Genomic DNA, 23,149 nt, shown 5'->3' on the forward strand with positions numbered 1-23,149 from the left:
AAACCGTACGTTACAAAAATATTAAATAAACAAATAGATTGTGTGTATATAGACTTTTTTAATATATACTAATATTTTTATTACAATTTTTTTGACAATCATCTTATTTTTTGTTATATATAAATTAGAATGTTTTTTTATACTGTGGGGGGATTTTTTTGAGAAAAGGATCAATTAGTATCATTCTTTTAATGTTACTTGTAGTTTTTACAATATTTTCTGTTGCTACGTTTAGCATACTTAAAAACACAGAAAATATATATTTTAGAAAACTAAAAGAAGAAAACGTCGAATTTATCGCAAATAATCTCTTAGAATTTTCCATTGCAACTGTAAAGATGGGAATGGACAACTCAAGTAATTTAAGAGAAGATATTTTTTTATTTAAAGACTATTCGCAAGAAGTTGCCTATATAAAAAATGTAAAATGGCCCACCCAGACAAAACAATTTATAGAAAAAAAAGTGGACACAAAAAAGGCAACAATTATATTTTCAAATACCAAAAAATTAAGCACCTCATCATTTGAAAAGCTTTCCCTCAAAGATTATTACAAAGAATTTAAAAAATATATAGAAAGCTTTCCTAATCTTTCGGTATTCTCTGCTGTGTATAAAATCGAAAATAGTGGAAAATACTTACTTTACGTTAGGATAAAAAACGAAAATACTGAATTCAACAAAATTGCAATATTTACCTCCGAAAAGTTAAATAAGTACATTTACTATTCCCAAGAAGAACCGTTAATTTATTTTACAAGCAATGAAATAATATACGGTCCGTTAAAGAGTAATGACTATATCCATGTGTACCAATATGCAAAAACAAACAAAAAATTTACCGTATTTGGAACATTAGAAGTACCGGGAATTAAATACTACAACGAAAACAATGATACATTAACAACATATGATTCACAACACAATCCAGAGATGGTCTACGACTTACTAAAATTAAAGGGAAATCCACCTGTGAAATTTGTAGATTCTGACATAGGCTTTACAGATATTTATGAAGATTATTCTAGCGCTACCTCAAAACTCGCCCTACCTTTAGAAGACTTTTTATACACATCAACAGAGTGTGGAATTAAATTGCCAAATAGTGCAATTATAACCTCAAAGGTTGTAGATGGTGAAAATATATTAACTATATATACTAATGGTAAAAGTTATGAGCTATCCTGGAAAGTAGGAGAACTTCCAAAAGCAAGAATAAGATACAACGGTAAATCAAATAACGTAAAGTTTAATGGGGTTATAACTTCTGATTACGACATAGAATTAACAGATAACAAATCTCTCCAAAAAAGGTTATTTACCTATGATGGAAATTTAACCATATTCTCTAAAAGTAATATCTATATCAACACACGTATAGTACCGTATAAAACACTCTCAAATGTTTCTTTTGATTTGAACAAAGAAATATCATTAGAAAAAGCAGAGGAAATTAAAAATTTTGTGTTAAATAACGAAGATTCCTCTTTAGATTTAGTCGCAAAAAATGATGTAATTGTAAAATCGAATAAAAATTTTTCAAGAATAAACAACCACAAAATATTTGCAAATATATATTCTTTCAACGGCTCTTTTAGGGTAGAAGACTATCAAAATGGTCAAAAAAACAAGCAACTCTTTATTTTCGGAAGTATTATGCAAAGAAAAAGGGGACCAGTGGGACTTGTTGGGCAATATGCTCCTGGTTATTACAAATTTTACGTTCATGATTCAAGGGCTTTGCTTGGAAGAATTGGAACAAATGCCACTCCATCAAAGAAACAGAGTATAATGATACTTTATTTGGAGAATGTTATAAATAGGGGATAGGAGGGGTTTTTTTGAAAAAAGGGTTTAGCTTAACTGAAACACTTGTTTCATTATTGCTTATAGCTTTAATATCAACAGGGGTATTCTCCCTGGTTTCTTTTTCTTCATTTCAAAATGGAAAATTAAAAGTTCAAAATAATTTTTTAAATTTCAAAAGGTTCGTAATAAATGAAATACTAATACGTGGCGTAAAAGATGAAAGCATAGAATCGTTGCCAAATATAATAAACAAAAAATTCCACGGCACACAAGATCCAAATATATATCCACGGATCTCAAATCTCACGGTGGAAAAAGTATATAAAAATTCCAATATTGTTATTGCAAGAATCATAAAAGTAACGATTCTAAAAAATACCAACACAAAAGAAGAATTTCTAATATTCCAAGGGAGACCATAAAGGGGGGAGAATATGATCTTTTCAATTTCCGGAATAATCTCTTTTCTTCTTATCTTTGTAATATTATTTGCAACTGTTTTATCTCTTTTTTTACTTTTGACAAAAAATTTAGAAGTTACATTTAAAAATTGCAGTTTAGAACAATGTACAATATATTCTTTTTACACTTTACAAAATTTTTTTAAAAATGCAAATGTATCATATGGAGTAAAAGTTTTTGAAAATGAAATTTCTTTTATCGTTTCCACACCTGATGGAAAAGGAAAAGAATATAAATACATATTAGAAAGTGACAATACGGAAAAAGTTATTAAATTATTTGATGGGAAAAAATACTACAAAATAGTTTCAATCCCTGGGGTAATTTCCGTAAAATTTGGCGTTAGAGAAAATCTTCCCACAGTGGAATTTTCATTTGGAAAACACAAAAGCAAGTTTATACTAACCTCTGATATCTCCACGTAGTTTACAACTAACAAAAAAATATGTATAATTAAAGAAAAACTCATGGAGGATTAGATATGAGAGATTTTTTGCTTGGTATTTTAATGGGTATTGCAAATTTACTTCCCGGGATTAGTGGTGGTACTATTGCGGCAATTTCGGGAAGATACGACATAATATTAAAAGCATTTTCAGATTTATTGTCCTTCAAACTCAAAAAAAATTCTTTAAAAACCGTTGTATTCCTCGTCTTTGGCATAGCAATATCCATCTTGCTACTTTCTAAAATTCTTTCAAAAGTTTTTGAAAAATATCCAGAATATTCATATGGGCTGTTTTCCGGACTTATTATCGGTGGACTCTTTTACCTCTTAAAAGAAGTAAAGGTTAAAAAAATCTCAAATTTTTCAATAATTACCTTCTCATTTGCCAGTACATATTTTATATTATCTTTCACTCAATCTGTAGAAAAATCAAATACAAACCTGTTTTACCTATTCATTGGAGGAATAATAGGTGCAGCCACCATGGTTCTCCCAGGCATTAGTGGCTCTTCCATGTTATTAATATTGGGAATATACAAACAAGTCATAGATGCTATTTCAAGTTTGGATTTTAGAATTTTGATCCCCTTTGGCCTTGGCGTTTTACTTGGATTAATATTAATCGTTAAACTCCTAGAAATTTTAATGGAAAAGTTCAGAGAAAAAGTTATTTCCTTTCTAATAGGCTTGACCTTAGCAGGTACCATTTTGATCTTCCCAGTCACTACAAAATGGTTTTCATATGTATACTTTGTATTGGGTATTCTTATCTCAAAATATCTAGAAGCAATTTTAAAAGAATAAGTCCTTCCAAACGGAAGGACTTATTTTTATAATTCAAAATCAATCTTCAAATCTTTTCCCTTAATTTTTTTGAATCTTAATTTCCTCATCTGGAATTGTAACACCAAATTTTCTGCCTGCTACAGTAACAGTTGCTCCATCATAACCTTATCTGTGTTAGCGTTGCATTTTCCGGTAATTCAACCTCATTTCACTTTATTATTTTGAAATACTTTTAAGATACTCAAAAATTTCTTCTTTTGTGTATAAAGGTGTTGCATCAAACAAAACATTACTCCAATCATCTATAACATTTTTCCACATATTATCTGTTATCTCAGAATATTTTTCAAGCAATTTTTTTGCATTAAATTTTAAGTCGTTTCCTATTAAAGCATAATGTGTTATAAACCTTGCGTAGGATTCATATACGCTTACATATGTAGGATTGTTAATAAGATTTTGGATCTTTTCTCTGATGCTTAATATAATATTTGTACTTACACCCATCTTTTGTAATTTTGAAAGGAATTCATTTAAGTGTTTTACAATTATTGCACCCCATACGCTGTTTTTAGGAACATCATACCAACTTGAAGGATTCCTTGACACAACCTTTTTCATATAATTTGTTTCAACTGAAAGATAGTTGTAATTTTGAAAATCTCTATTTGCGTTATCCAAAGCTCTTTCAAATTCATCTTTTATCACTTTTATTGCACTATTTGGGATAGAGTTTTCTGCCAGGATGTCCTCTATTTTTTTACCGTATTTTTCTTTCAAGTAATTTATCTGATTGTCAAGTGATCTTTTGTACTTTGAAAGTTGTTTCTCTGCCATATCATATGAAGATTTATACATATCTTTAAGTTTCTCAAGTAAGTATATGGCCTCTTGAATCATTCCATTTTTGTAATATTCAAAGGCAGATGCGTGCAAGAAGTCAATTACACCATTTGGTACCCCCCAGATACCTTTTAAATTCATATACTTTACAGCCTTTATTTCCATATTTGCAAGCCAATAAATAAAATCACTTACAGGTTCAACAGTGGGTGGTTGAAGTTTAAATATCATCCCAGCAAAAAATCTATATATATCTTCTCCACGCGAAGCCTTTGTAATATTTGGATTTTTCCAATCGGGAAATCTATTCCAACCACCGGGCATATTAATTATCGTCTTTTTGGCATATTCTACGTACTTATCAAATGTAAGTACAACTAGTTTTTTTACTTTCTCTTTATATTGCTTTTCCCCTATTAAAGAAAGCAACTTTCTCATCATTATGTGCAAATTGTGGAATCTCATTGCAAGTGCTTTATACGTATTTCTTTCGTTAAAACAAAGAAGTGAAGTTTCATACAAACTTATGGAATCTATAAGTGCTTGTGTGGTTGCAAAATCAAATTTATCTAAAATATCTTTGTTTTTTTCAATATAAGGTATAAGTGTAGAAAGCCATTTATGTTTGACTTTCACAACCTTTTGAAAATCACTAAATTCTTGGTTAAATATCTCCTTGTAGTTATGATACAAATTTTTCTTTAAATTTTCTATTTCAAATTCCTGTACCGCTAGTGTTGCAAGGTAGAAATACGATTTGCCATACGTGTGATTTATCTTTACACTTTTTAGCAATTTTTCCTTTGCCTGGATATAGTATTGCTTAGCTAATGCCGGCATACTAGCTTTTTGCATCTTTATTTTTTCAAGCTGAGCTTTTAACTGTTTTCTTATATTTTCTATTTGTGCAATCCTTTGGTTTTCTATTTCAAATTCATTAAACGGTATATTTTTATTTTTGTATTCTCTTATCTTTTGTTGCTCCCATACTTTTTTATTTAGATAAGAAAACTCACCTTGTTGTTTTTCCAATGCGTCCAGTTTTGATTCAAGACTGGATATATATTCAGAAGCTTTTGGATATTCTTCGATAATTTTTGCAAAAGTAAGATAAGCCGCATTTCCATCTTTAAAATAAACTTCTGATATAAAGTGATTCCACCTTAAATATGTTGAAGAATATGACACAGTCAAAACAAGTATTGATATTAATATTGCTTTACCCCATGTTACTTCTTTTAATTTCCTCTTTGTAAAGTATGGACCAATTGCTAAACTTGCAAATACCGTTGCGGCAAGTGCGTTTGGCAAAAGATGCCCTGGAAAACTAAAGAAACTTTGAATGGCAAATCCCACTATGGAAATGGATAATGAAAGAAAAAGTAGTAGATCATCCCTCTCATCTATTTTTTTTGGAATTGTAAAAAAGTAATACACAAGTATAACTAATAGTAAAACTATTAAAACAAATCCAACGGTACCAGTTTCACCAAGTACTTGAAAATAATCGTTATGTGCTCTCTTAAAATTATTCCATCCATAGTATAATTCCGGGTGTTTTTCCAAATATTCTCCCATCTTTGAAAGAGAAAGTAACTGGTATGTTCCTATACCACTCCCAAATATTTTGTGATCCTCCCACAATTCAAGTGAAGTAAACCACGACAAAAACCTCTCATCTTTACTCGAAACAGAACTCATAGCTTCAAATCTCTTTGTCATATTTACCTTTCCTTGACCGGTAAGTGGATTTTCCGTGTTGTATATAACTACTAAAAATATAGAAGCAACTATCAATATTGCAAACAACACATTGGATAACTTCTTTACATTTCTATCAGAGTCATACTTTTTCCCTTTTTTCCAAATAAAGTAAAACATTACATACATAACACTCATGATAATTATCGCAAGATATTCTGATCTAGTCTGCGAAACTATTACCGCGACAAATCCCGTTAAAAAACTAATTAAAGCAAAAATCTTTAAAACTAAAATCTGCCAAGACTTTGTTAAATTCATATTATATGCAAGTAAGAAATAAAGTGCAATAGGAAGAAGCATATCTATGTAGTTTGCCGCAAAAATAACATTCCCAACACTTGCTTTAATTGAAGCCCTTGTAAAAGGTGCACCCACCTTTCCAAGGAAAAAGTCATACCCCGTATAAAAATTCAAAAGTGCATCAATAGAGATTATAAATCCCGTTATCATAAAAACAAAAAGAAGTAAGTTTATTCTATTTTTCTCCTTATATTCACTACTTATATAAAAAGCAACTAATACGTTAAAAAGCACATAAAGTCCTATATCAAAAGATTGTCTAAAGTAAAAGGGATTATACCTTAAAACGTTAAAACTTGAAATTATAGATACAATTGCAAAGAAAAACCAAATTACGTGCGCAGTTGAAATGTAAAATGAAATTTTCTTTTCTTTTATCCATTTGACTGCAAGATATGTAAATAATATGGAAATTGAAAGTGTTAAAATAGCATACTTTGGAACACTAAATTCGTAAGTATATTTTGGACTTGCAAATAACGCTACTAGCACAATAGTAATTTGAAGCAACAAATCTTTAAAAATCAAAACAATCCCTCCTTATATATTTTCTCACTCTATTGAGAATTATACCACCAATTCTGTTATAATTATTAAAACAAGGAGGGATTATGTGAAAAAACTTATCATACTTTTTTTCATTCCAATAATTATTTTTTCAAAGCCGTTAATAATAATTAACGTACACGCACCAGAATATTCTGAGATTTTCTATGCAAATGTACAAGGTGTCTTCGGTGAAAATAAATTTGAAATACTACTAAAAGATGCCTTAAAAAAATTGGGGTTTGAAGTAAAACTTCAGGATCTACTTTCTGGTGAAAATATTATCCTCAGTGAAAACGTACAATCTCCTTTAGTTTTGAATTTGTATTTAAAAAATTTTAGTGTAACTATTCAAAGTAAAGAAAAATTTTTTCTAGAAAATAACGCATCTGGAAACTACATAAATGTAAATGGAAAATACATAAAAGTATACGTTGGAAAATGGTATGATGCAAGTGGCGGAAAAGATGGGATTTTTGTAAAAGGATATGATGGAAATCTATACTCTGCAACATCATTTTTCACAAAATTCCACCATACCTTGGAATATTTTATCGTAAAAGGTAAAATATATTACAACTTCGCCGGAAAAAATGGGGAAATAGAAATAAACAAAAAAATAAAAAAATCGTGGTATGAATGGAACGAATCAATCCAAAGTCCCATAAAAAAAGAAAATAGCTTTTTTATAGATCAAATTGCAGAAACAATTGCATATAATCTATTGAATAAACTAAAATACAATATTAAAGCAAATGTAGTTGCATTAAAGGATAATAGAGTAGTTTTAGACGTCGGAAAAAATGACGGAGTTAAATTAAACACGGTATTTAGTATAGATGAAAAAGCACAGGTAATTGTAAGAAATGTGGAAAAAAATTTTTCAGAAGCAGAAGTTATTTATTTAAAAAAAGGAGAAAAGATAATCCCAAAAGACCTGGCAAAAGAATCTTCCAAAATGGTTTCTTTACCATTTGAACTTGGAATTTATTATTCCACAGAAGGTCTTCTCTTTTCTTTTGGTCTTGTCCAAAAAAATATTCACAACGAAAAAATCGCATTTTTAGATATCAAAACATCGGATTTTAAAATTTCTAGATATGATATGGGATTTAGAATCTTTGATTTTGAAAAGTTTGGAGTATTTTTAACATACTCTATAAATGCCCCTGGGATACTTTTGAGATATCAATTTTTGGACTTTTTCATCAAATTCAACAAAGAAAATTACACGATAGGCGGTGGAATATCGTGGTAAAACAAGCAATACTTCTTATCCTATTGCTTCCAATTCTTTCTTTTCAAACAGTAATAATAAAATCCGATTATAACTTTAACATAAAAAAAGAGCTTTTTGAAAGCAATAATCTTGTAGTAATAGAAATATTCTCCGTTGAAAAAGAAATCACTTTAAAGAAAGTTATAAATTATATCAAAGATGAAAAAGGGCATTACATAACCTACAATGGAAACTACTATTACACAAATGATAAAAAAAGATATAACCTTCAAGATGATAAGTTTGTAGTTGACAAAAATGGCATTTATGTTTATGCAACCAACTTTCCTTGGGCAAGAGACGAACATCAAAAATACATAATAAGTGATTTTTATAGAAAAAAAATAATAAACAAAAAAGAAGAAAAGTACTATGTTTCAGGTTATTTAACCGAAATAGATTCTTTTTACATAAAATCTTTTACACCTTTTGTGTTTAAAGTAAAAAAATTCGATGAAGTGGAAAAAAAACTCTTAAATTTGAAAAAAAACAAAAACAACTTTTACAGTGACAAATACGATATAGTCGTAAATTTTTCAAATACTCCAAACAAACTAAAGGCATTTATTATGGAAAAACTACAACAAGATAAAAGGTACAACATCTACGATAGAGATTACATAAGAGAAATATTAAAAGACGTAGCAATAAAAGACCTATTTGGAGAAATATCATTTGACTTTCGTGTACCAAAATACATAATCAACATTAAAACCATAAATTTTCAAAAAAGAATAATGAAAAAAGACTTGGTTGACTTTTTTCCCAATGAAATGTCAGGAAGATACCTAATAAGTGGTGAAAAAGTAGAATTGGGAAGATACTACAAAAAAGAAGATAACAACTATACTCTAGATAAAAAAGAAGGTAATTACGTTAAGATATTAAACTTTCCTTGGAGAAAAGAGCGTTTTAAACTTGCAAGTAATTTCTATGATCTGTTTTTTGTAAAAAATGTTGAATATATCAACTACCATCTATCTATTTTACTAAATATTATAGATACAAAAAATGCAAAAATAATTTTTGCTAAAACCTTTAAAGCTTCTGTTAATATTCCACAAACATTTTACTCAAAAAGAATGGTAATACAAAATGAAAAGATTGAAAAAATAAACAACCTTTTCAAAGATATCTCAAAAGCCATTAATAAAAAATTAAAAGAAGTCTTCTACTTATCAAGTGTGGTAAAAGATGTAAAGGGGTTAACTGTCTTTCTCTACGACGGAGAAAACATTGGAATAAAAAAAGGGCAAGTTTTTAGAATTTTCAACAATCACCTAACACAAGGGTATATAAGAATAAAAGAGGTAGGGCAAAATAATTCAAATGGTAATATATTCCGCTCAATTGAACCAATAGGGAAGTACTCACTTGCCATGGAAAGTTTCTACTATCCTTCTAATTTAAGCTTTTCAATAACTTTTGAATACAATAATATTCCAATAGTAGGTACAAAAGTAAACTTTTTAGATTTATACGGCTCTGAAAATTATTCAATTTTATTTGGTTTCTCACCACAAGTCTATTATATAGGAATTTCCAAAAGAATCTATTCTTTTGACTTTTCAGTAAAATTATTTCTAAAAGAAACCGAGTACTACATTTCCCCAGAAATATCAATCACTTCTTTTAAAAGAAAGTCTAAGTTCTTACCAATTGGTAGTGGTATATCGTTGGGGATAAATTTATTAAGCAAAAAGTTAATATTTGGTTATGAATCTTCATTCTAAATTTATGATATAATTTAAATAAGGGGGTGAAAAAATGAAAAAAATTGTATTCTTATTTTTACTATTTTTTGGAATAGCTTTTGGCATCACTATAAGTGAAAAAACGGGTTTGGTAATCTTACCTGCAAAAGTAGGAAATGGTTGGAATATGGATGAAGCAGATTACTTAATATCACTACTTGAAGAGAAGGCTTTATCTCTTGGAAGATTTAGGGTTTTTTCAAGAAATGATTTAGATATGATAGTAAAAGAACGAAACCTTGCAGATTTGGGAATAGTAGAACAAACCTTTGAAGTGGGAAAGATTTTGGGAGCAAAATACGCTGTTTTGCTTACATTAACGGAACTTTCTGCACAATACGAAAAAAACGGCTACACCGCAAGCCTACGCCTTTCCTTAAAACTTTACAATTTAAGCACAGGAGAACTTCTAGCTGCAAAAACCTTTGATAAAAGCACTTACGTTGAAGAAGAAACATCACAAAAGGCTATAAACAGCCTATTAGAATTAATATCTGAAGATATTTGGATTACCTTAAGGGAATTTTTTAAAGTAGAAGCATATGTAAAACGCGTGGAAAACGGGAAAGTATACCTTGCAGGTCTAGATCCAAATATCGTCAAAAAGGGATTTATATTCAAAATCGAAACCTCAGAAGGAGATGTGGTATATGCTAAAGTTATAGGCGTAGATAGAAATGAAAATCTCGTCATTGCAAAAATAAAGTACGGCGGTAACCCATCAATATATGATCCTGCCTTAGAATATCCTATTTCCGATACATTTGGAAGCTTTTCGATTGGAATGTATGCTGGAAAAATATCCTTAGGAATCTTTGGATATAGCAAAAATATATTTGCAGATATTGGCATTATTTTATCTTCTGAACTTGGATATGTGCCTGGTTATTCAACTGTCGGTGGAATAGTAGAACTTTTTGAAATGGGACAAGTTAGTTTTTCTGGATTTGGAGGATTACAAATTCTTGGAATATATGACACAAATAGTGTAAGTAGTGATTCTTTCTTAAACGTTTTTGGAATTAACGGCGGAATACAAATAAAGTATGAATTCGAACCTAAAAATGGTATACTTGCAAATTTGGGATATACCATGTTGTTTCCAGGAGACCTTGTAAAATATATTTATGAACAACTATTTGGAATAGATAAAACATCGTTTACACAAATTAGTCTTGGATACTTTATGTCATTCTAAGGAGGAAAAATATGAAGAAAATTACGTATATAATGCTACTCATTTTGGCATTTTTTCTTTTTTCTTGCAACAACACTGAGAGTAAAACTACCACAAATAATGATTTTTCCATTCCATATGGGTTTATCGGTGCTTTTGGAGAAGGCATCTCAGATTCAGAGGGAAAGTCTGAAGAAATAGCTAGAAAAGAAGCTCTAAGGAAGATTTCTGAGCAAATATTTGTTGAAGTAAAAAGCAATTCAACGTTATACGAAAATCTCGTTCAAATAACAGATGATGAAAAAGTAAAAGAGCAAATTGAAACAAAATTAGAAAGTGTTATACAAACAAACGTGAGTATTGAACTTGTAAACGTAGATTTTACATTGGTAGATAAAAGATACGAGAACGGAAAATACTACACAAAAGTTTTAGGACTATTGGATAAAGATACAGCACTAAACATCTACAAAGTGTACTTTGCAATCAAACTTGGCCAATCACTTTTAAAAGACAAGATGATATACAGTGCTCAAAGGATAGTAAAAGAATACGAAATACTCTTATCACAAAACAAAACACAAATACCTGCAAATATGTTTTCTAGCTTAACCCAAATCGTATCTGAAATAAAGATTAAATGGGAAAAGGTTAACGAACTATACAGACAATTATCACAAAAGGAAATAAAAAACACTAATGAAGCACTTAAATTACTTGAGGGTATAGATAAGATAAAGGAATTTTCAAAAGACTTTCCCGAAAACAAATTAATTTCTTTAAGGAAAAAAGCACAACCTTTTTTAAAAGATGTTGTATTGAAAATAGAAGGTCCTGATAAAGTGTCTGTGGGAATGAGAATAGATTTAACCGTAAAGTTAACCCCAAATATAGATGATATTGTTTTAAAAGTAACATCTAAAAATGGAGATTTTCCAAAAAATATTTCACTAAAAAATGGTAAAGCAATATTAAGCGGTGTAGTGAAGAATAAAAACATAGAAGTGGAAATCTCACTTGGAGGCGTAATTTCCAAAAAATACGCACCTGGAACAACCCAGGGAACTGGTATTTCTTCACAAGAAACAGGTAAACTATTAAGAATTTCTGCCGAAGGTGCAGGCAGCACACGTGAAAAAGCAATAGAAAAAGCATTAATACTAGCTGTAAAAAAAGCAATGGGTATGCTATTTGCAAATGATGTAAATTTACTTTTGAGTTTACCCGTAGATGCTGAATTAATCGATTCTCTAATTGGTGTTCTACAATACGAAATAGTCAACGAAGATACCAAAAATGAGGTATATCACGTGGTAATTAACGTAAGTTTTGAAAAAGATAAATTCAAGGATTTAGTAAAAAAGATAATAAATAACAAACCCCTTGGATATGCTGTCTTAGTGGTAAATAACGATCAATATGGATATATAGAACCATACATTGAACAAAGGCTAATCAACTCCGGTATAAAACTTGTTTCCAAAGAATATTCCAAAAACTTAGTAGGTTACAAAGATCCAAACCTTTTATCAAAACTTGCACTCTTATCCGCAGCCAAATACGTTATAAATGTTAAAGTAAGTTATGGCGAAAAATACTTACAAGACTATGAACTGTGGTCTGTAAGATTACTGCTCAATGTCCAATTAATAGATACATTCTCTGGACAAATAATAAAAAGTCTTACCTTTGAAGATACAGGAACAGGTGCAACAAAACAATCTGCACTTTCTAAAGTGTTAAATAAAGAAAAATTTGTAAATTTCATGAATAATCTAGTAGGTAACTTAAGAAAAGAAGAAGATTTGGCGGAAAATAAAGTAAAACTAATATTTAATGTTTCACGTTCTACCTATGTATTAGTTCTAAAAGATTATTTAAATGAGATGTTTAAAAAAGTAAACTTGATTGAAAGAACACCAAAAAGAGGAGTTTTTGTAATTGAAACATCCGAAAATTTAGAATTAATAATCAAAAAAGTAAAAAACATTCCCAATTTAAATATCAACGTCCTGGAAATAAAAGATAAAGAAGTAGTATTTAATATAAAATAAACACCGCAAATTAGAACAAAAAATCAATTTATAATTAAAAAAACATGGCTTTGGAACTCTACCAGAGCCATGTTTTTTATCTCTTCCCGCATAGGATAGAAAATTGGTAAAAAATAGACTTTTTTGTATCCTACATGCTCTTTAAGAAATTCAGATTGGAATAAAAAATGGAAATGGTTTCCCTTTTTTATAACACAACAAGATTTCTTATTTACGTTCTTTTTCTTTCTTACATAGATATATCCAAAACACTAAACAACATCATATTTGCTACTAAAGTTGGATTTGTTGGATCACTTATATCTACTATTACCAAACCATTAGAATCATCTGCAACATATGCATATCCTTCTAAAACGTATATCCCACATGCAGAACCCTCTGTATCTAAATATCCCACTTTCTTTGGATTTGTTGGATCGCTTATGTCTACTATTACCAAACCATTATAACCATCTGCAACGTATGCATATCCTTCTAAAACGTATATCCCACATGCAGAACCCTCTGTATCTAAATATCCCACTTTCTTTGGATTTGCTGGATCGCTTATATCTACTATTACCAAACCATTAGAACCATCTGCAACGTATGCACATTCTCCTAAAACGTATACTTCTCCTGCAAAACCATTCGTATCTAAATGCCCCACTTTCTTTGGATTTGTTGGATCACTTATATCTACTATTACTAAACCATTTTCATAATTTGCAACATATGCATATTTTCCTGATACATATACCCCACCTGCAATGTTATCTGTATCTAAATATCCCACTTTCTTTGGATTTGCTGGATCGCTTATATCTACTATTACCAAACCACTTTCATAATTTGCAACGTATGCACATTCTCCTAAAACGTATACTTCTCTTGCAAGATCATACGTATCTAAATGCCCCACTTTCTTTGGATTTGTTGGATCGCTTATGTCTACTATTACCAAACCATTATAACCATCTGCAACGTATGCATATTCTCCTGAGATGTATATTCCCCATGCACTTCCTTTCGTATCTAAACATCCTACTTTCTTTGGGTTTACTGGATCTGTTACATCTATTACAAATATTCCTTTACTATATCCAGCCGCATAAATATATTTTGCAGAACTTTCAATTTGTTGATTTGCATTTGTTAAACAACCTTCCAAAAATGCCAAAAATATCATTAGAAGTAATATTATTCCAAGCTTTTTTCCTCGTAATATACTACACACCTCTTTCTTAGAAAATTTTTTATCATTTTAAGCATACGAAAAATTTCAAACTTTCTACTAATAAATTATAACATTATACTTTGTAATCCTTAATCAATAAGATAAAATAAGCGGTAAATTCAGATCGTATATTTTAATGAAAACCTTACTGATTCAAATATTTTCTTAATTTCAAATGGTCAGTCACAGTCTAAGATAGTATTAAAAGAAAAACTTATTAGAGATTTTACACTCATAATAACATTAGACTTTTTTGATACCTTTTCGAAAAGGTAACAGGTCACAAAAATTACATCATTCTAAAACTTTGGATTAAAAGATATGAATACCTATACGGTGACATTTTTGAAGAAAAAGGGGAAAACATTTTGATCTCTTTGAATTTTTCTACAAAGTAGTCTCATACATCAATCAACAAAGTGAAAATTTAGATTATGCAAAACCTATATCTTTCCACAAAAAAGAAGCACCACCATCCACCCCACGGATTTAATCCTTTTTAAATAGAATTTTTTCATTTGTATTTACGTTAAACGTATGATATAATCTATACTGACCATGTGGTCATATAACTCTAAAAAAAGGGGGCATATATATGATTGTAGTAAAGAACCTGAAAAAGCGCTATGGAAAACGTATAGGTATAGAAGATGTTAGCTTTGAAATAAAAGAAGGAGAAATTTTGGGACTGATAGGTCCAAATGGTGCGGGGAAAACAACTACAATACGTATATTAACTGGTTTTTTGACACCTGATGGTGGGGAGGCATTAATTTCCAACAAAAAGATGCCAATAGAAATAGATCAAGTAAAAAAGGATATAGGTTACATACCTGGAGAGGTCAATTTCTACGGTGATATGAAAATAAAAGATTTCTTGAAGTTCAACCGTTCTTTTTATAAAAATATAGATTTGGAATATGAAAAATATATAATCAACACACTGGAAATAGATTTGAATAAAAAATTTAAAGAACTTTCCCTTGGAAACAAAAAGAAAGTAGCAATATTACAAGCTCTCGTTCACAACCCCAAGTATTTGATATTAGATGAACCTACAAGTGGACTTGATCCATTAGTGCAACAAAAATTCTACGCATTACTTGAAGAACACAAAAAAAGAGGAGCTGCAATACTATTTTCCTCTCACATATTATCTGAAATAGAAAAATTATGTGACAAATTTTCAATGATAAAAGAAGGAAAGGTAATAATAAGTGGTGAGATTTCAAAATTGAGGGATATTTCTTTAAAACAAGTATTTGTATATGGTTTGAAATTTTGTGAATTCTTGGAAAACTATCCTTATCAAAAAGAGGAAACAAATTACGTTTTTGAGATAAAACAAAATCAACTTAAAGATTTCTTAAGCGACATTTTAAAGTGTGAATTTAAAGATATAGAGATTAAAAGTCAAGCACTTGAAGACATATTTTTAAAGATGTATATATAGGTGGTGATAAAAATGCATATTACAAAAAAAGAGTTAAAATTCAATTTAAAAACCTTTATTCTATGGTGTGTTATAATCTCTCTGTTCGTCTTTTTGTATGCTTCAGTTACAAACATTTTCTTGCAACAAAACAGTTCTGCTCTAAAATTCATTGAAAAACTCCCAAAAAATCTATTAAAGACCTTTAACATAGATATGGAAACTCTGTCAAAACCTGAGGGACTTTTTGGGACAGAAAGTATGGTATTTATGTTCATTTTATTTGGAACATTCTCAATTTTACTTTCCAGTAAGATACTTGCAAGTGAATTTGACGAAAAAACAATAGAATATATTTTACTAAAACCTTTAAAAAGAAAAAAGATTTTCTTTGAAAAAACCTTGGCCATATTCATTTACAACATACTTTTATTTTTTACTTTTTTTACATTTGAAGTTATATTCTTTAAAACCTTTGTTGAAAAATTCAGTGTAAAAGTTATGTTTGGGTTTGCTCTATACCTTTTATCAATTGCAATTTTCTTTTCTTCAATTGCAATTCTTCTTTCTATTTTCATAAAAAAAAGAAAGGTCGTAAATTCCCTTTCGATAGCCATTTTGTTTTTGTTTTATTTTTTGGATACAGTAACCAAAGGTGTAAAAATTTTTGCATCTTTGAGAAAAATTAGTATGTTTTATCACCTATCCACAATACAGTTAGTAAATCAACATACAATAAACTATATTGCTGTATTTTTTATAATTTTAATATCTTTTGCTTTGATATTAGTATCAAAGAAATCTTTTGAAACACAAGATATTTTGATATAAGGGGTGAAAAAATGCTTTTTTTAAAAGATTTAAAACATAACTTAAAGGTCTTTTTTATTTGGTTTGCCATTTTGTTTATGTTTTCATATATGGTTGCACCATTTATAGATACTGTAATGAACGATTCTGAAGAAATATTAAAATTTGTAAATTCACTTCCAAAATTTATGTTAAAAGCATTTAACATTTCGGAAAGCTTTATAACTCCAGAAGGTTTTTTTGGTGCAAAAGTTATGATGATGGCTCAGATATTCGCCGCAATATTTTCTGTATTACTAGCATCAAGTATCTTTTCACAAGAATTTGAGTACAAGACTATCGAATATTTACTCATCAAACCTATAAGCAGAAAAAAAGTCTATTGGTATAAAACATTCGTGCTTTTTTTATTCTACAGCACCTTTGCGCTTGCATTTGGGTTAAGCGTTTTATATTTATTCAACATTTACGTAAGCTTCGAGTATAACGCACGTATATTGTTGGGATTTGCACTGTACCTATACGTTGTGGAAACATTTTTTGGATTTTTAACACTACTTTTTTCTGTCTTATTTCAAAAATCCACGTTTTCAATTTCCCTTTCAATTGGATTATTTGTTATAATGTATATAATTGATCTTGTGGGGACTGCCATGGAAAAAATGGAAAACATAAGATATTTTAGTATATTTAAATATATTTCTATTGGCGATACTTTAAAGACAAATACTGTTTTCGTCAAAAATTCTATTTGTTTAATACTCATAAGTTTTGTAATGTTGATAATTGGAGAAGTTATATTCAGAAAAGAAGATATAAAGATATAAGGTGGTGATTTATGAAAAACAAAATCATAGATGTTGCAATAAAAGAATTCGCAAAAAAGGGATTTTTTGCAGCTTCTACTAATACCATTTCTACAAACGCCCATGTTTCAAAAGGAGCAATTTTTTATCATTTCAAAAGTAAAGAAAATTTATACTTGATTTGTTTTAAAAGTATTATTAGTCTTTTTGAGAAAGAATTAGATCTTTTCCTTAAAACAAATCCAAATCTAGATTTTTTTAACCTTATATTAAAATGGAGTAAGAAGAAGATAGAAATTATAAACAAACGAAAATATATACTTGATTTTCTTGAAACCACAAAAAATCTTCCAAAAAGCTTGGAAGAGAAAATTCAAACTATTCTAAGAGAAAATTATACAAAATACATGCCTGTTTTAAGAGAAAAATTCGAAAAAGTAGAATTAAAAGAGGGACTTGATAGAGATTTTACATTTTCAATAGTTTTAGATTTTTTTGACACATTTTCAAGAAGGTACAACAATACAAGCTATATACCTGATAAAATGTTATCAGAATTTGAAAATGTCATAAAAATTATAAAATACGGAATATCAAAATATTAAGGATTTATGGTATAATTTTTTTGTTAACATTGGAACCGTTTCTATGGAGGTGTATATATGCTAAAAAATCTTGAAAAATATTTAAAATCAAAGATAACAGGTCACAAAAATTATGCCATTCCCAAGCTTTGGATTAAAGGATATGAATACTTATATGGTAACATTTTTGAAGAAAAAGGGGAAAATATTTTTGTTGATCCATTCGAATTTTTCTACAAAGTGGTTTCATATATCAATCAACAAAGGGAAAATTTAGATTATGCAAAACCCATATCTTTCCACACAAAAGAAAAAAACTGGGAAAAAAAGGCAATAATGTACGGAACACTTCCAAGAATGACAACTGCCTTTAATCACAAAGGTTTCGGGAATTTTGAAGAAGTAGACATTCTTGGGTATAAAGAAACGGGAACATTTTTAAAAATGATCGCTTTTCTTATGTACTTGAAAAACTTTAATGTTAATACACTATACATGCTTCCAATTAGTAAAAACAGTAATTTATTCAAAAAAGGAAGTATTGGTTCTCCATATGCTGTAAAAAACCCATTAAAACTTGATGAAGGTTACCATGATCCTCTGCTTGAAGATTTCACAGTAGAAGATGAATTTAAAGCTTTAGTAGAGGCTGCACATATTTTGGGTATAAGGGTAGTACTGGATTTTATTCCAAGAACAGCTTCAAGGGATTCCGACTTAATAAAAGAGCATCCAGATTGGTTTTATTGGATTAAAATAGATGACTTATCCGAATACAAACCACCAAAAGTTGAAGAACTTCCCTTTAAAATACCAGATAAAGAAGATATACAATTGTTGTACAGAAACAAAGAAGTGAGAAAACACTTAAAAAAATTTGTAGATTCACCGGATAAACTTGATCCAAAAAAATGGGAAAAAGTAAAAGACATGGATGGCAATATCCTTGTGAATGTAATCAAAGAATTTGGAGTTGTAACTCCTCCTGGTTTTTCAGATTGGATTAACGACCCACAGCCCACTTGGGATGACGTTACATTTTTAAGACTTTATCTTGACAATCCAGCGGATGCAAAAGATTACATCTCAAAAGATCAAAAACCATACATTTTATTCGATGTTATAAAATCTAGTAAATTTCCAGGAAATGTACCAAACAAAGAGCTTTGGGAATACATTTCAAATATAATTCCCACCTACCAACAAAAATTTGGAATAGACGGTGCAAGGATAGATATGGGACACGCTCTTCCTGCAAAATTGCAAGAGATGATAATTTCCAAAGCAAGGGAAATAGATCCATATTTTGTATTTATCGCAGAAGAACTTGAAATAGAAAACGACAAAAAATCAAAGGCAGATGGATATGATGTAATTTTAGGAAATTCTTGGTATGTTGCTCCAAGAAAAGATGAAATGTACAAATTTATAGAAGAAAAGGCAAAAAAACTTGTTATACCATTTATAGCTTCCGTTGAAACGCCTGATACCCCGAGAATAATGGCAAGGGAATTTGGCAACAAATTAAAATATTTATCTCCGTTTTTACTTTATTTTTCGCCAAATGGTATCCCGTATATTAATTCAGGCCAAGAAATTGGTGAAATACAACCGATGAACCTTGGGCTTGATAACACCATCTGGGGTAAAACTTTGTTACCACCAGATGATGAATTTTACTCAAAACTTGCGTTTTTTGATCACTATGCATTACATTGGAGTAAATACGATAAAGAAACATTTGACTTTTTAAGAAAATTACTTTTCATTAGAAAAAAATACGATAATTTCGTCTTAAACGGAGAATTCAAATACGTGTACTTTAACTATCAAGATGGATTTTTGGCAAATTACTCCTATTGGATAGGTGACAAAGGAATAATCATAGTTGGAAATTTAGATCTTTCCTGGGAAAGAAATGTTGAAATCTATCTAGAAAACACCATCGGGAAAAATTTAAATGTTAAAAACATAAAAATTTGGAATAGAGATGAAAGCTTTTATCCACCGGAAAAAGTTGTTAAATTAAACCTAGAACCTGGTGGTTTTGCACTTATAATAGTCAACGAATAAAGGAGGGAGTTTTCTATGAAAAAAGTATTTGTCTTTCTGTTTGTTTTACTTTCATTGATTGCTATTTCCTCAACAACCATTGTTGTCCATTATCACCGCTTTGATGGTAACTACAACGGATGGAATTTATGGATATGGCCTATGAAACCCGTTGCCATGGACGGAAAATCATACGCATTCACGGAAAAAGATGACTTTGGTGTGGTTGCCAAGATAGTGCTTGATATGGACCTTGAACAAGTTGGAATTATCGTACGACTTAACGAATGGCAAGCAAAAGATGTAGCCAAAGATAGATTTATAGACATTAAAGATGGAAAAGCGGAGGTGTGGATTTTGCAAGGAGTTGAAGAAATATACACAAAAAAGCCAGATACAAAACCAAGAGTATTTTTTGCAGCTGCAAAAGCTTCAAACATCATAGAAGCATATTTGACAAATGCGATTGACACAAAAACATTCAAAGGAGTTAAGGTAACGGTCGACGGCAAGGAAAAAAAGGTATCTAAAATTGAAAAAGCAGATCCAACGGACCTCTCTAAGACAAACTATATAAAAATAGTTTTAGAAACACCACTTACAGAAGATGATTTTAGAAAAGATGTTAAATTGTTAATAGAGGGCTTCTCACCGTCTACTGTTTACATGTTAGATGTCTTAGATAATTTATACTTCGATGGAAAACTAGGTTATATCTACTCAAAAGACAGTACAATCTTTAGAACATGGTCCCCCGTTTCAAAAACGGCACAAGTTTTACTATACAAAAACGGAGAAGACAAAAAGCCATACAAAGTTGTTGATATGACATACGTTGGAAATGGTGTTTGGGAAGCAAAAGTTGACGGTGACTTAGATGGTATCTTTTACAAATACAGATTTGAAAGTTACGGTAAAGTTAGAGAAACCGTAGACTACTACTCCAAGGCCGTTTACAAAAATAGCTTAAAAAGCGCCGTGGTAGACCTTTCTAAAACAAATCCAAAAGACTGGAAAAATGATACAAGACCTTACATGGAAGCACTCGAAGATGCCATAATTTATGAAATACATATTGCAGATATGACAGGACTTGATAATTCAGGTGTAAAAAATAAAGCTACTTACTTGGGATTGGTTGAGGAAAACACAACAGGTCCTGGTGGAGTTACAACGGGATTATCACACCTTGTAGAACTTGGAGTTACACACGTTCACATTCTTCCAATGTTTGATTTTTACACAGGAGATGAAGAAAACAAGGATTTCGAAAAAAGTTACAATTGGGGATATGATCCTTACCTTTTTACAGTTCCAGAAGGAAGATATTCAACAGATCCAAAAAATCCATACACACGAATCTTTGAGGTTAAAAAGATGGTTCAAAAATTACACGAAAAAGGTATAAGGGTAATACTTGATATGGTCTTTCCACATACATTTGGAATTGGCAAACTTTCCGCATTTGATCAAACTGTTCCTTATTACTTCTACAGATTAGATAAAACCGGAGCCTACCTAAACGAAAGCGGTTGTGGAAATGTTATTGCAACTGAAAGACCTATGATGAGAAAATACGTTATTGATACACTACTTTATTGGATAAACGAATACCACGTTGATGGATTTAGATTTGATCAAATGGGACTAATGGATAAAAAAACAATGTTGTCACTTGAGAAAAAAATCCATGCAATTGATCCAACAATTATACTGTACGGTGAACCTTGGGGTGGCTGGGGTGCACCAATAAGGTTTGGTAAATCAGATGTAGCAAACACACATATTGCGGCATTCAACGACGAGTTTAGAGATGCTTTAAGAGGTTCTGTTTTCAACGAAAAGGTTAAAGGATTTTTAATGGGAGCAATAGGAAAAGAAACACGCGTAAAAAGAGGTGTTGTGGGTAGTATACATTATGACTCAAGAATCAAAAGCTTCGCAAGTGATCCAGAAGAAACTATTAATTATGTTGCATGTCACGATAACCATACACTTTGGGATAAAAATGCACTTGCCGCAAAATACGACAAAAAATACAAATGGACAGATGAAATGCTCAAAAATTCTCAAAAACTTGCAGGTGCTATACTCCTAACATCTCAAGGAATACCATTCATACACGCAGGTCAAGATTTTGCTAGAACAAAGAAATTCAACGAAAATTCATATAATGCACCTATTTCTATAAATGGCCTTGACTACCAAAGAAAATATGAATATTTGGATGTCTTTGAATATTACAAGGGACTTATTAACCTTAGAAAACAACACCCTGCGTTTAGAATGACAACAGCAGAAGAAATTAAAAAACATCTAAAAATTCTATCCAGTAGAAAAAGAAGGGTTGTTTCCTTTATAATCCACGACAACGCAAGAAACGACACATGGAAAGACATTTTGGTTATATACAACGGTAATGTAAATTCTATAGAATATGATTTACCAGAAGGTAATTGGAATTTAGTTGTAAATGGAGAAACAGCAGGCACTAAAGTAATAAAAACAGTTTCTGGTAAACTAGTATTAGAAGGAATTTCCGCCTATGTTTTGTACAAGAATGAATAATTGTGATATAATTTAATGTAGTATTTCTCTGAGGGGTGATAGCATGTCTAAAAAAAGAATATTAGTTGTAGAAGACGAAGATAATATGAGACTTTTAATAACAGAAGAGCTCGAAGAAAGTGGATACGAAGTAGATGAAGCAAGAAATGGACAAGAAGCATTGGAAAAATTTAGATCAAAAGAGTACGACCTTGTAACAGTGGATATTGAAATGCCCGGCATGAATGGGCTTGAAGTTGCTGGGAAAATTCGTGAGATGAAAAAGGACGCAAAAATCATTATTTTGACCGCCTATTCCCATTATAAAAGCGATCTTGCTTCATGGGCAGCAGATGCATACGTAGTTAAATCTTCCGATTTAACGGAATTAAAAGATACTATTGCAAAAATAATTAATATGTAAGATAAGCCCTCCCCCAATAAAAGGTGGCGGGAGGGCCACCTTTTTTGTTAATAA

At 30.3% G+C, this 23,149-nt stretch carries 17 protein-coding genes; 15 read left to right on the plus strand and 2 right to left on the minus strand.

Going from position 1 to position 23,149, the window contains the following annotated elements; translation table 11 throughout:
• The first annotated feature begins 158 nt into the window (after positions 1–158).
• The 4 genes from AS157_RS01430 to AS157_RS01445 are packed head-to-tail and all read left to right on the plus strand — an operon-like array spanning position 159 to position 3,522.
• On the plus strand, positions 159–1,829 hold the full coding sequence (locus tag AS157_RS01430) for a hypothetical protein (RefSeq protein WP_077289001.1): 1,671 nt from the start codon (positions 159–161) through the stop codon (positions 1,827–1,829).
• 11 nt (positions 1,830–1,840) lie between these two features.
• The gene (locus tag AS157_RS01435; RefSeq protein WP_197023170.1) at positions 1,841–2,230 is read left to right on the plus strand and encodes a type II secretion system protein; all 390 of its coding nucleotides are present in this window, start codon (positions 1,841–1,843) and stop codon (positions 2,228–2,230) included.
• A gap of 12 nt (positions 2,231–2,242) precedes the next feature.
• A complete protein-coding gene (locus AS157_RS01440) occupies positions 2,243–2,695 on the plus strand; it encodes a hypothetical protein (protein WP_077289003.1) in 453 nt (150 codons plus the stop codon).
• Positions 2,696–2,751: 56 nt separating this feature from the next.
• On the plus strand, positions 2,752–3,522 hold the full coding sequence (locus tag AS157_RS01445) for a DUF368 domain-containing protein (RefSeq protein WP_077289004.1): 771 nt from the start codon (positions 2,752–2,754) through the stop codon (positions 3,520–3,522).
• Between the two features lie 198 nt (positions 3,523–3,720).
• Here the strand turns inward: AS157_RS01445 and AS157_RS01450 are convergent, their stop codons facing one another.
• Positions 3,721–6,939 (minus strand): O-antigen ligase family protein, encoded by a 3,219-nt coding sequence (locus tag AS157_RS01450; RefSeq protein ID WP_077289005.1) that lies wholly within the window; start codon positions 6,937–6,939, stop codon positions 3,721–3,723.
• Positions 6,940–7,024: 85 nt separating this feature from the next.
• Here AS157_RS01450 and AS157_RS01455 point away from each other — a divergent pair, with 85 nt between their 5' ends.
• The 4 genes from AS157_RS01455 to AS157_RS01470 are packed head-to-tail and all read left to right on the plus strand — an operon-like array spanning position 7,025 to position 13,221.
• Positions 7,025–8,215: a hypothetical protein gene (locus tag AS157_RS01455; protein WP_077289006.1), complete on the plus strand. Its 1,191-nt coding sequence runs from the start codon at positions 7,025–7,027 to the stop codon at positions 8,213–8,215.
• Positions 8,209–9,969, plus strand: a complete 1,761-nt coding sequence (locus AS157_RS01460) for a hypothetical protein (RefSeq protein ID WP_077289007.1) — start codon at positions 8,209–8,211, stop codon at positions 9,967–9,969. The genes AS157_RS01455 and AS157_RS01460 overlap by 7 nt, the downstream gene beginning before the upstream one ends.
• Before the next feature lie 34 nt (positions 9,970–10,003).
• Positions 10,004–11,188: a CsgG/HfaB family protein gene (locus AS157_RS01465; protein WP_077289008.1), complete on the plus strand. Its 1,185-nt coding sequence runs from the start codon at positions 10,004–10,006 to the stop codon at positions 11,186–11,188.
• Positions 11,189–11,199: 11 nt separating this feature from the next.
• Positions 11,200–13,221, plus strand: a complete 2,022-nt coding sequence (locus AS157_RS01470; RefSeq protein WP_077289009.1) for an LPP20 family lipoprotein — start codon at positions 11,200–11,202, stop codon at positions 13,219–13,221.
• A gap of 229 nt (positions 13,222–13,450) precedes the next feature.
• Here the strand turns inward: AS157_RS01470 and AS157_RS01475 are convergent, their stop codons facing one another.
• The gene (locus tag AS157_RS01475) at positions 13,451–14,392 is read right to left on the minus strand and encodes an LVIVD repeat-containing protein (RefSeq protein WP_077289010.1); all 942 of its coding nucleotides are present in this window, start codon (positions 14,390–14,392) and stop codon (positions 13,451–13,453) included.
• Positions 14,393–15,035: 643 nt separating this feature from the next.
• Between AS157_RS01475 and AS157_RS01480 the strand changes: the two genes are divergently transcribed.
• The 7 genes from AS157_RS01480 to AS157_RS01510 are packed head-to-tail and all read left to right on the plus strand — an operon-like array spanning position 15,036 to position 23,095.
• Complete coding sequence (locus AS157_RS01480) at positions 15,036–15,893, plus strand: ABC transporter ATP-binding protein (RefSeq protein ID WP_077289011.1); 858 nt, start codon at positions 15,036–15,038, stop codon at positions 15,891–15,893.
• A gap of 12 nt (positions 15,894–15,905) precedes the next feature.
• Entirely contained in the window at positions 15,906–16,703 is a 798-nt protein-coding gene (locus tag AS157_RS01485) for an ABC transporter permease subunit (RefSeq protein ID WP_077289012.1), read from the plus strand.
• Positions 16,704–16,714: 11 nt separating this feature from the next.
• Positions 16,715–17,509 carry an ABC transporter permease gene (locus tag AS157_RS01490; RefSeq protein WP_077289013.1) on the plus strand — a complete coding sequence of 265 codons (795 nt, stop codon included), beginning with the start codon at positions 16,715–16,717 and terminating at the stop codon, positions 17,507–17,509.
• 11 nt (positions 17,510–17,520) lie between these two features.
• Complete coding sequence (locus tag AS157_RS01495; protein ID WP_077289014.1) at positions 17,521–18,093, plus strand: TetR/AcrR family transcriptional regulator; 573 nt, start codon at positions 17,521–17,523, stop codon at positions 18,091–18,093.
• Between the two features lie 57 nt (positions 18,094–18,150).
• Positions 18,151–20,145: an alpha-amylase family protein gene (locus AS157_RS01500; RefSeq protein WP_077289015.1), complete on the plus strand. Its 1,995-nt coding sequence runs from the start codon at positions 18,151–18,153 to the stop codon at positions 20,143–20,145.
• A gap of 15 nt (positions 20,146–20,160) precedes the next feature.
• Positions 20,161–22,692 carry a type I pullulanase gene (gene pulA / locus AS157_RS01505; RefSeq protein WP_077289016.1) on the plus strand — a complete coding sequence of 844 codons (2,532 nt, stop codon included), beginning with the start codon at positions 20,161–20,163 and terminating at the stop codon, positions 22,690–22,692.
• Positions 22,693–22,735: 43 nt separating this feature from the next.
• On the plus strand, positions 22,736–23,095 hold the full coding sequence (locus AS157_RS01510) for a response regulator (protein WP_075665586.1): 360 nt from the start codon (positions 22,736–22,738) through the stop codon (positions 23,093–23,095).
• The last annotated feature ends 54 nt before the right edge of the window (positions 23,096–23,149 follow it).

This window comes from Thermosipho sp. 1244, from assembly GCF_018588215.1.
Taxonomy (GTDB): domain Bacteria; phylum Thermotogota; class Thermotogae; order Thermotogales; family Fervidobacteriaceae; genus Thermosipho; species Thermosipho affectus.